Source organism: Vibrio sp. 1457, assembly GCF_033340195.1.
Classification (GTDB): domain Bacteria; phylum Pseudomonadota; class Gammaproteobacteria; order Enterobacterales; family Vibrionaceae; genus Vibrio; species Vibrio alginolyticus.
In genome coordinates this window covers 1-1,894 of record NZ_JAWOWA010000064.1, presented here as the reverse complement: position 1 = coordinate 1,894, position 1,894 = coordinate 1, and the positions used below count along the sequence as shown (strand labels likewise).

Genomic DNA, 1,894 nt, shown 5'->3' with positions numbered 1-1,894 from the left:
CTCATTTTTCCTCAAACAGCTAACGCCCTGTTAAGGGGTGAGCAACGCAATACCGAAGCCGCCGCATACCACCTTAAACACCAAACGCAACGCATAGTAAAAATGCCACGCGTTGCGAATCACTCTTAAACAGTTTGTTAACTAACTACGATTTGTAAATATCTAAAAAGCTATAGCTCGGCTCAGGCATATTACGGGTGTAGAACGCTTCTGGAACATAATCCGTTTCAAACCCTAAGCGAAAACCGTATTTCTGGTAAGTAAGCTTTGCCAGTGCCAGTAACGGCATAGCAAAATAGCCTACACGCTCTTCCTTTAACTTTTTTTGACTCCAATACTTGTGGTGCCCTTTGACCGCTTCATACATCGCTTGTTGATATTCCGCTTCACCACAACCTGATTTATTTAGAACTTTTGTCATCACATTAATCGTTGGCAAATCGACAAGGTTAGCGTGTTCAAAGGCTAAACCCTCAAGATACTCAGGAGTACTTACATCAATAAACTTCTGAATTAACGACTTAACGTCACCAGATTTTATTCCGAGCATGACCATTTGGAGCTCAAAGAAGGTACGAGACCGAACATTATACCACTCAGTGTTTGGGTGGTCGGCTAAGTTGGCAAGGTACTCGATGTCACTCACCTGCTCACAGAATAAAGATAGCCAACTCAAATAGGTTAGATATAGCGCACCTTCAAGACCATTGTATTCCTCTTTCTTTGCTACTAGAGTCACCTCCGCTTTAGGGAGCACTACCGAAATCGCCGCGCCATCACTCAATAGCTGTGACTGTACTAATTTAATATCAAAGTACTGATGCATATCCATTGCTCTAAGGCTGGATTCTATGTCCTCAACACTATGGTATAAACTCCCGCTAAGGTAAAGGCCAGTAAGGCTGATGCTCTGTAGATTTATTTTCCCACTTTTATAAGAAAAATTAAAATCATCTAGCAGCCGCTTGCATTTCATTCTACATGGATTAGAGAGCTTTTTTAAGTAATCTGCATGGCAAGCTATTGGTTTAAAGTGTTCTTTTGATGTCATAGAAACATTTCTCTTTAATTTATAAACTAGATCGAAGGAGTTAGTTAACGCCCAGTTAAGGGGTGAAGCACGCAATGACCAAGTTGCCGCATGGCACTTCAACACCAAAACCACCGCATACCAAAAATGCCACGCGTGCTGAATCCCTCTTGAACTGTTTGTTATGTAACATTTTCAATAGCTTGCGCTGCACTACTGGTAACTTTACCCAAATCCGATTCTGATTGTACAGCAAGGTATTCACATCCTTTAAACTCTAACTGCATATAACTCGCTGTCAGTTCAAATGGTTGTACAAAACATGCAGGCAAGTCTAAGTTGTAGCCAGTAGATAACACTGAAATAGATTTATCTTTCAGCTTGCGTCCCAGCTCTTTTTCGATTGTTAGAAGGTCGGATAATCGGTCAAAGAAAACTTTTAGCTGTGCTGACATTGAGTACCAATAAACTGGCGAAGCAAACACCATATGATCAAAACGGAGTAGCTGATGAATAATTAGAAGAAAATCATCTTTGCTATTTTCATGCTCATAGTCGTAAAAACTGATATCGAAATCAGATAGATCAAACAGTTTTGCATCTGACTGCTCTACGAATGATTCGACTAGTTTTCGCGTATTACCATCAGATTTTGAAGTACCTAATATGACTCCGATTTTCATCGAGCCTCCATGTTACATAACGCCCTGTTAAGGGGTGAGCAACGCAATACCGAAGCCGCCGCATACCACCTTAATCACTTAAACCAACGCATAGTGAAAATGCCACGCGTTGCGAATCCCTCTTAAACAGTTTGTTAACTGAGCGCCTTTCAGTTTTCGCCGATCTTACAGCCACTTTAGC

General features: G+C 41.1%; 2 protein-coding genes. Both read right to left on the bottom strand.

Annotated features, from left to right (window positions below; all coding sequences use genetic code 11):
• Positions 1 to 145: 145 nt before the first annotated feature.
• Positions 146 to 826 carry an Imm49 family immunity protein gene (locus R7Z41_RS23675; protein WP_225478347.1) on the bottom strand — a complete coding sequence of 227 codons (681 nt, stop codon included), beginning with the start codon at positions 824 to 826 and terminating at the stop codon, positions 146 to 148.
• A gap of 386 nt (positions 827 to 1,212) precedes the next feature.
• On the bottom strand, positions 1,213 to 1,713 hold the full coding sequence (locus R7Z41_RS23665) for a flavodoxin family protein (RefSeq protein WP_206960231.1): 501 nt from the start codon (positions 1,711 to 1,713) through the stop codon (positions 1,213 to 1,215).
• Positions 1,714 to 1,894 lie beyond the last annotated feature (181 nt).